At 59.4% G+C, this 8,905-nt stretch carries 7 protein-coding genes; 3 read left to right on the top strand and 4 right to left on the bottom strand.

The window, feature by feature from the left end:
- From BMX68_RS03205 to gloB, 4 genes are all read right to left on the bottom strand, one after another.
- Complete coding sequence (locus BMX68_RS03205; RefSeq protein ID WP_017134083.1) at positions 1-1,845, bottom strand: extracellular solute-binding protein; 1,845 nt, start codon at positions 1,843-1,845, stop codon at positions 1-3.
- Positions 1,842-3,671: an extracellular solute-binding protein gene (locus BMX68_RS03210; protein WP_017134082.1), complete on the bottom strand. Its 1,830-nt coding sequence runs from the start codon at positions 3,669-3,671 to the stop codon at positions 1,842-1,844. The genes BMX68_RS03205 and BMX68_RS03210 overlap by 4 nt, the downstream gene beginning before the upstream one ends.
- Positions 3,672-3,804: 133 nt before the next feature.
- Positions 3,805-5,208, bottom strand: a complete 1,404-nt coding sequence (locus tag BMX68_RS03215) for a transglycosylase SLT domain-containing protein (protein ID WP_026013420.1) — start codon at positions 5,206-5,208, stop codon at positions 3,805-3,807.
- A 99-nt stretch (positions 5,209-5,307) separates the two neighbouring features.
- Positions 5,308-6,087 carry a hydroxyacylglutathione hydrolase gene (gloB, locus tag BMX68_RS03220; protein ID WP_026013419.1) on the bottom strand — a complete coding sequence of 260 codons (780 nt, stop codon included), beginning with the start codon at positions 6,085-6,087 and terminating at the stop codon, positions 5,308-5,310.
- A gap of 74 nt (positions 6,088-6,161) precedes the next feature.
- Between gloB and BMX68_RS03225 the strand changes: the two genes are divergently transcribed.
- From BMX68_RS03225 to dnaQ, 3 genes are all read left to right on the top strand, one after another.
- Positions 6,162-6,920 carry a methyltransferase domain-containing protein gene (locus tag BMX68_RS03225; protein WP_017134079.1) on the top strand — a complete coding sequence of 253 codons (759 nt, stop codon included), beginning with the start codon at positions 6,162-6,164 and terminating at the stop codon, positions 6,918-6,920.
- Positions 6,921-7,072: 152 nt separating this feature from the next.
- The gene (gene rnhA, locus BMX68_RS03230) at positions 7,073-7,525 is read left to right on the top strand and encodes a ribonuclease HI (RefSeq protein WP_017134078.1); all 453 of its coding nucleotides are present in this window, start codon (positions 7,073-7,075) and stop codon (positions 7,523-7,525) included.
- On the top strand, positions 7,518-8,273 hold the full coding sequence (dnaQ, locus tag BMX68_RS03235) for a DNA polymerase III subunit epsilon (protein ID WP_017134077.1): 756 nt from the start codon (positions 7,518-7,520) through the stop codon (positions 8,271-8,273). The genes rnhA and dnaQ overlap by 8 nt, the downstream gene beginning before the upstream one ends.
- Positions 8,274-8,905: the final 632 nt, after the last annotated feature.

Here is an 8,905-nt window from a genome sequence, read left to right on the forward strand (position 1 = left end):
TTATTGCTCCGCGCTTGTGCTGTTGGTTTTTTCCAGTGATACCGCCGGTTTGGCGTCCGGATTGATCCACCAGGTGGACGTGCCGATCTCATAGGTTGGCGAGATTTTCGGATGGCCGATATGGTCCCAGTAGGCAACGCGCCACGTCTTGATGTGCCAGTTCGGGATGACGTAGAACCCCCATTGCAGTACGCGGTCCAGCGCCCTGGCATGGCTCACCAGGCTCTGTCGGGAGTCGGCGTTGATCAGTTGCTCCACCAGGGTATCCACCGCCGGGTCCTTGAGGCCCATGATATTGCGGCTGCCGGGCTTGTCGGCACTGGCCGACATCCAGAACTCGCGCTGCTCGTTACCGGGCGAGCTGGATTGTGGGAAGCTGCCGACGACCATGTCGAAATCGCGCGAACGCAGGCGGTTGATGTACTGGGAAACATCGACCCGACGAATCACCAGATTGATGCCCAGGTCGCTGAGGTTGCGTTTGAACGGTAGCAGCACCCGCTCGAACTCGGTCTGGGCCAACAGGAATTCAATGCTCACTGGCTTGCCGTGGGTATCGACCATTTTGTCGTCGACAATATGCCAGCCGGCTTCGAGCAACAGTTGATAGGCACGGCGTTGCTGGTTGCGGATCATTCCGCTGCCGTCACAAAGCGGTGGTTGGAAGGGCTGGTCGAATACCGGTTCGGGGACTTGGCCGCGCAAAGGTTCGAGAATGGCCAGTTGGGCCTCGTCCGGCAAGTCCGTGGCGGCCATTTCCGAGTTTTCGAAGTAGCTGCGGGTACGGGTATAGGCGCCGTTGAACAGTTGCTTGTTGCTCCATTCGAAGTCGAACAGCAGGCTCAGGGCCTCGCGCACGCGGATATCCTGGAACATCGGTTTGCGCAGATTGTAGACGAACCCCTGCATGCCGGTCGGATTGCCGTTGGCGATCTGTTCCTTGATCAGGCGCCCCTGAGTCACGGCGGGCGTGTTGTAGGCGTTCGCCCAGTTCTTCGCGCTCATCTCCAGCCAGTAATCGAACTGCCCGGCCTTCAGGGCTTCGAGGGCGACGCTGTTGTCGCGATAGTAATCGGTGGTCAGCACATCGAAGTTGTAGAACCCACGATTGATCGGCAGGTCCCTGGCCCAATAGTCCTTCACCCGTTCATAACGTATCGAGCGTCCGGCTTTGACCTCGGCCACCTTGTACGGGCCGCTGCCAAGGGGGAACTCCAGGTTGCCCTTGGTGAAATCGCGCGAGGCCCACCAGTGCTTGGGCAGTACTGGCAACTGGCCAAGGATCAGTGGCAGCTCCCGGTTGTTGGTATGTTTGAACTTGAACAACACTCGTAACGGATCTTCCTCGATCACCTCGGCGACATCCGCGTAGTAGGCGCGATAGAGCGGGGCGCCCTGCTTGATCAGGGTCTGGAAGCTGAATACGACGTCGTCGGCGCGCATCGGATGGCCGTCATGGAAGCGGGCTTCGGGGCGCAGATAGAAGCGCACCCAGCCGTTGTCCGGGGCTTTTTCGATCCTGGCAGCCACCAGCCCGTACTCGGTGAAGGGCTCGTCCAGGCCCTGGCGAGCCAAAGTGTCGTAGATCAGGCCAATATCCTCGGCCGGCACGCCCTTGCTGATAAAGGGGTTGAGACTGTCGAAACCGCCGGAGGCCGATTGCCGAAAAGTGCCGCCCTTGGGCGCCTCGGGATTGACGAAGTCGACATGCTTGAAATCGGCGGGGTATTTCGGTGGCTCATCATAGAGCGTCAGGGCATGTTGCGGGGCGGCACTGGCGAAACCGATCATCCCGGTCAACAACAGGCCGCTGGCGGACAGCAACAGGGTACGCAAGGGCATCATGGGGCTTTCTCCGAAGCTTTTATCCACCAGGCACTCAGGCCCAGGGTGTACGGCGGGGTGGTGATGAAAGCGAACCGGTTGCGGTAGGCCAGGCGATGATAATTGAGGTACCAATTAGGAATCATGTAGTGGTGCCATAACAGTACCCGATCAAGGGCACGTCCCGCGGCCAATTGTTCGTCCCTTGAGTGGGCCGCCAGCAGGACGTCGAGCAAATGGTCGACCACCGGGTTGGCAACGCCCGCGTAATTCTTGCTGCCCTTGATGGCCGCTTGCGTGGAGTGAAAGTACTGCCATTGTTCAAGGCCTGGGCTGAGGGTCTGGTCAAGGGTCATCAGGATCATGTCGAAATCGAACTGATCGAGACGCTGCTTGTACTGGGCACGATCCACTGTTCTCAGGTGGGCGTCTATACCGATGCCGGCGAGGTTCTCGATATAGGGTTGCAGAATCCGCTCCAGGTTCGGGTTGACCAATAGGATCTCGAAGCGCAGCGGCTGCCCGGCGCTATTGAGCAGATGCTGGCCTTCGAGTTTCCAGCCTGCCTCCTTCAACAGGTCCAAGGCCTGGCGCAGGGTTTCGCGAGGAATGCCGCGACCGTCGGTCCGGGGTAGGCTGAATGTCTGGCTGAACAGACCGCTGGGTAACTGATTCCGGTATGGCGAGAGCAGCAGCCATTCCTGCCCAAGCGGCAGGCCACTGGCGGCAAATTCGCTGTTGGGGTAATAGCTCAGGGCGCGTTGGTAGGCGCCGCCGAACAGAGTCCGGTTGGCCCACTCAAAGTCGAACATCAACCCCATGGCTTCGCGCACTTTGTCCTTGGCAAAGGCTCCGCGACGGCTGTTCATGAACAGGCCTTGGGTTTGGGTCGGAATCTGGTGGGCAATCTGTGCCTTGATCACCTCGCCGCGAGCGACTGCGGGAAAGTGGTAGCCGGTGTTCCAATTCTTCGCCTGGTGTTCGATGTAGATATCGAACTCACCCGCTTTGAAGGCTTCGAAGGCAACGTTGCTATCACGATAGAACTCGACTTCGACGCGGTCGAAATTGTATTTGCCGCGATTGACTGGCAGGTTCTCGCCCCACCAGTTCTTCACGCGCTCGAATATCAGTTGCCGGCCGGGCCGGACTTGAGTAATGCGGTAGGGGCCGCTCCCCAGTGGTGGCTCGAAGGTCGTCGCCTGGAAGTTGCGACTCTGCCAGTAGTGCTGCGCCATTACTGGTAATTCGCCCAGGCGCAGGATCAACAATGGATTGCCCGAGCGCTTGAAGACAAAACGGATCCGTCGCGGTCCGAGTACATCGACCCGTGAAACCTCCTGCAGGTTGGTCCGGTATTGAGGATGACCCTCCTTGAGCAGCAGGCGGTAGGAAAAGGCGACGTCATCGGCGGTGATTGGCGTGCCATCGTGAAAGCGCGCTTCGGGACGCAGATTGAACACCACCCAACTGCGATCCTCGCTGTATTCCACCGATTGTGCGATCAATCCGTAGCTGGAGGTCGGTTCGTCGCCAGAGGGGGCATACTGGCCGGTGCCGACCATCAGGGTTTCATTCAGCTCGTTGATGCCGTATTGCAAGAAGTTCGCGGTCGAGACCGGGCTGGTGCCCTTGAGGGTATAGGGGTTGAGCGTGTCGAAGGTGCCGAGCGCCATGAGCCGCAAGGTGCCGCCCTTGGGCGCGTGCGCATTGACCCAATCGAAATGGGTGAACCTGGCGGGGTACTTGAGCGTGCCGAATTGCGCATAACCATGGCTTTCGCTGATCGTCGCGCTTGCGGGAGAGCTCAAGGCCAGGCTGATGAAGAGCAGAAGGAGAGGACGCATCAAGTCAGAGATCCGATCCAGGCAGCTTGGGCTATGTGGATCGTACCTTAACAGCTTGTATCGACAGGAAAAAGGCACGGATCAAGACGTTGATCCGGTAGCGAGCGGCCAACCCGCTCGCTACCGGCGGGGCTCAGCGCGACTGGGAAACCGTCAGGATCTGGCCTGGTTTCAAGGCCTGGCCGGTGCGCGGGTTGAGGCGCTTGAGGTGTTGCATCTCAAGGTTGAAGCGCTTGGCGACGATGTACAACGAGTCGCCTTTCTGGACTTTGTAAGTCGTGGCCTGTTGGCTGGCCTCAGCCCGGACATTGTCCTGCATGACCAGGGTCTGGCCGATCTTCAGCTTCTGGCCGGATAACTTGTTCCAGTGCTGCAAGTCCTTGACATCAACTTTGTTGGCCTTGGCGATCGAGGTCAGGTTGTCGCCGTTCTTGACCTTGTAGCGGCGGTTCAGGCGTACCGGGTCATTGCTGGCGACGTTTTCGAATACCGGCTTTTTTGGCCGCAAGCTGACCAGTTCCTCGGGTTTGAGGTTCGACAGGCTGGCGGTCAGCAATTGTGCCTTGGAGCTCGGCACCAACAGGTGTTGCGGACCATCAAGGGTCGCCTTCTGTTTGTAGGCCGGATTCAATTGGATCATCTCGTCTTCGTCGATCTCGGCCAGGGCCGCGACGCGAGAAAGGTCCATCGGTTGATTGACTTCGACGGTAGCGAAATAAGGCTCGTTGGCAATTGGATTGAGGTTCACGCCGTAGGCTTCGGGCGCCATGACCACCTGGGACAGGGCCAGCAGCTTGGGCACGTAGTCACGGGTTTCCTGGGGCAGCGGCAGGTTCCAGTAGTCGGTGGGCAGGCCGAGCTTTTCGTTACGCTCGATCGCCCGGCTGACAGTGCCTTCACCGGCATTGTAGGCCGCCAGGGCCAGCAGCCAGTCGCCGTTGAACATATCGTGCAGGCGGGTCAGATAGTTCATCGCCGCGAGGGTCGAGGCGGTGATGTCGCGACGACCGTCGTAGAAGCGATCCTGGCGCAGGTTGAAATAGCGCCCGGTGGATGGGATGAATTGCCACAGGCCCACTGCATCGGCACGTGAATAGGCCATCGGGTTGTAGGCACTTTCGATGACCGGCAACAGCGCCAGTTCCAGCGGCATATTGCGCTCTTCGAGGCGCTCGACGATGTAGTGAATGTAGAGGGTGCCGCGCTCGCCGGCATTTTCCAGGAACGAAGGGTTGCTGGCGAACCACAAGCGCTGCTGTTCGATACGCGGGTTCACCCCCAGGCCATCTTGCAGCTTGAAGCCCTGGCGCATGCGCTCCCAGACATCCTGAGGTGGCGTTGGGTTGGCTTTTTCGCCGAGCCAGATGGGTTTTTGCTTGATCCTGGCGCTGAGGTTCGGGGCCGGTTCGGTGCTGTTATCTGCCGGATGATGAAAGCTTTGGCAGCCCGCCAGGGTGGCGGACACAGCCACCGCGATAGCTTGAGCCAATCGCGTCAACGCGTCTTTATTGATGGATTTTCGGTTAAGTGACGACATTGGCTGGAAGGTAGTTCCGGGCGAAAATGTCGGGGGATTCTAGAAAGCGCTCAGGGTGCGGTCAACCATTCAGAATTTTTGTGCCAACCGCACCACAGATTAGAACTTATCTTTCCAGCCTCGCAGGGCAGCAAACACCTCGCTCGGCGACTGATTATCGAGGTCGTTCCGTTCGTCTGCTTTTTCTTTAACAGATGTTTCTCCGACCCGAAGGAACGGGTTGGTCAGCCGTTCCAGGGCAATGTTCGAAGGCAGGCTGATCCGACTCTCTGCCCGCCACTGGCTGACTTGTGTCAGGCGCGCGGCGATGTCCGGATTGTGCGGCTCGACAGCCTGGGCAAAACGCAGGTTGCTCAGGGTGTATTCGTGGGTGCAGTAGACCTTGGTGCTGGCCGGCAGGGCCGCCAGTCGGCTCAAGGACGCATGCATCTGTTCAGGTGTCCCCTCGAACAGGCGCCCGCAACCGGCGGCGAACAGAGTGTCGCCGCAGAACAATAGCGGTGTGTCGGCAGTCTCATGATAGAAGGCAATATGACCCAGGGTATGGCCGGGCACGGCAAACACCTGGAACTCCAGGCCGAGTACATTGACCTGGTCGTTGTCGTCCAGCGCCACGTCGCGGGCCGGGACGTTTTCGGTGGCGGGACCGAGCACGCGGGCACCGGTCAGCTGTTTCAGACGTTCGACACCGCCGACGTGATCATGATGATGATGAGTGACCAGGATATCCTCCAGTCGCCAGCCTGGATGCTGTTCCAGCCAGGCCAATACCGGCGTCGCATCGCCCGGATCGACCACCGCGCAGCGATGCCGGGCGTTGTCCTGCAGCAACCAGATATAGTTGTCGGTGAAGGCGGGCAGTGCATCGATCTGTATCATGTGAAAGTCGCCAAACGGAAAACAATGGCGCATCTTAGAGCCTGGGAAGGACTCATGGCGAGTAGGAGTAAGCAATGACCGATAAAGCGTTCGCTCAGGCTGATCCGGACTGGCTGGCACTGATCAGCGCGGCCCGTGAGTGGTTGTCCGGACCGCTGGGGCAGCTGCTACTCGCGCAAGAGCGGCGTATGCTTGAGGATGAACTCGGGCGTTATTTTGGCGGCTACCTGGTGCATTACGGCCCGTCCGCCGAAACCCCGCCCCAAGCGCAGCAGGTCCGTCGCACGGTGCGTCTGGGCGCACCGCTGCCGGGGGTGGAGATCGTCTGCGAAGAGCGGGCCTGGCCGTTGAGCGAACACGCGGCCGATGTCGTGGTGCTGCAACACGGCCTGGATTTCTGCCTGTCGCCCCACGGCTTGCTGCGCGAAGCCGCCGCCAGCGTGCGTCCTGGCGGGCACCTGTTGATCATCGGGATCAACCCCTGGAGTGCCTGGGGGCTGCGACACGTGTTTGCCCACGATGCGCTGCGCCAGGCCCGATGCATTTCACCATCACGGGTCGTTGATTGGCTGAACCTGCTGGGCTTTGCGCTGGAGAAACGCCGCTTCGGATGTTATCGTCCGCCGCTGGCCTCACCGGCCTGGCAGGCACGACTGGCGGGTTGGGAGCGGGTTGCCGGCGGCTGGCAGTTGCTGGGCGGTGGCTTCTACCTGTTGGTGGCGCGCAAGATCGTGGTCGGCCTGCGGCCTGTGCGGCAAGTGCGGCGCGAATCGATCGGCAAGCTGGTGCCGCTGCCGATGGCCAAGGTCAACCGACGCCACAGCGAACCCTAGTGGTCTGACGTGTGGCCGCCGAATTTGAGCTAACGAACTCACCGCACAGGCCACCAGATCATGTTTTTTTCCAAGGGATCGAGCCTTCCGATCCGAGTGTCGTCGGCCAACTGCCAGCGGGCCACAGGGCAATTTTCGATGGAAAGGTTGTAATGAGCGATAGCGTTGAACTCTTCACTGATGGTGCCTGCAAGGGCAATCCCGGTCCCGGTGGCTGGGGCGCGCTGCTGGTGTGCAAGGGTATCGAGAAAGAACTCTGGGGCGGCGAGCTCAACACCACCAATAACCGCATGGAACTGATGGGTGCGATCCGTGGCCTGGAGGAGCTCAAACGGCCGTGCGAGGTATTGCTGGTGACCGACTCCCAATACGTGATGAAAGGCATCACCGAGTGGATGGTCAACTGGAAGAAGCGTGGCTGGAAGACTGCGGCCAAGGAACCGGTGAAAAATGCCGATCTGTGGCAACTGCTCGACGAGCAGGTCAACCGTCATAGCGTGAAATGGAAGTGGGTGCGCGGGCACATCGGTCATCATGGCAACGAGCGCGCCGACCAGTTGGCTAATCGTGGCGTGGATGAAGTGCGAGGAGTCAAACATGCGTAGTGTGGTACTCGATACCGAAACCACCGGTATGCCGGTCACCGATGGTCACCGGATCATCGAGATCGGTTGTGTCGAACTGATGGGCCGCCGCCTGACGGGCCGGCATTTCCACGTCTACCTGCAACCGGACCGCGAGAGCGACGAGGGTGCCATCGGCGTCCACGGCATCACCGATCAGTTCCTGGTGGGCAAGCCACGTTTCGGCGAAGTGGCCGATGAGTTCTTCGAGTTCATCCAGGGCGCACAACTGATCATCCACAACGCGGCGTTCGACGTTGGCTTTATCAACAACGAATTCGCCTTGCTGGGGCAGCACGACCGTGCCGATATCAGCCAGCACTGCGGCATCCTTGATACGTTGATGATGGCCAGGGAACGCCACCCTGGGCAGCGCAACAACCTCGACGCCCTGTGCAAGCGTTATGGCGTCGACAACTCCGGCCGTGAACTGCACGGCGCCTTGCTCGACTCGGAAATTCTCGCCGACGTCTACCTGACCATGACCGGTGGCCAGACCAGCCTGTCCTTGGCCGGCAACGCTACCGACGGCAATGGCTCCGGCGAAGGTTCGGGTAACCAGGCCACTGAAATTCGCCGTCTGCCGGCGAACCGTGCGCCGAGCCGGATCATCCGCGCCAGCGAAAGCGAGCTGGCCGAACACCTGGCTCGCCTGGAGGTCATCGCCAAGTCCGCCGGAGCGCCCGCGCTCTGGACACAACTGGCCGACGCTGAGTCGCAGGTGCGCTGAGTCTGTTGACGTTTCACATGGGTAGCCATAGGGCATCACCGGCTATGGCTACCACGCTTGCCTAATTTCTTTTCAATTGATCGAGTCGCGGTGCCACTGTTCGGTAGTGTTAGTGGCTCTATAAAGCGGCGAGAAGACACCTTGAGTTAAATAATTGGTTATTATCTCGCGGTCATTTCTTGATTATATTACTTCCTCTAATAGAAGTTTAGGAGGCTCTGGTTTTTGATCATGATGTAAACGCCTCTGGCAAACTATCGCGTAGCACTTAAAAGTGCAATTGATGCACTAGTGGTCTGTATGGTTAGTTAGTTAAAGTTCGGATGCCAGAAGTTCATGGCCAAGACGCTGTGACGAATCATAGCCAGCCTATAGCGAGGAGGAGCAACGCCGGCCAGGGGCGGGCGGTGCCGAAATCGACTAATAGAGCATAGGCCACTAGACGCTGCGCGTGTTTACCAGGTGCCATAGGGAATACCGTGCTGGTCGATATAGGTCTGAGCCTTAGGATTCGGCGCCCGATAATAAATACCGTTGCCGTTCAGATAGGGCCCTTGCGGCTCGATCTCGGCCTGAAAGCGCCCAACCTCCTTGAACCCCAGGCAAGCCCCTCCCACCCAGACCTTGACGAT

This window comes from Pseudomonas agarici, assembly GCF_900109755.1.
Classification (GTDB): Bacteria; Pseudomonadota; Gammaproteobacteria; order Pseudomonadales; family Pseudomonadaceae; genus Aquipseudomonas; species Aquipseudomonas agarici.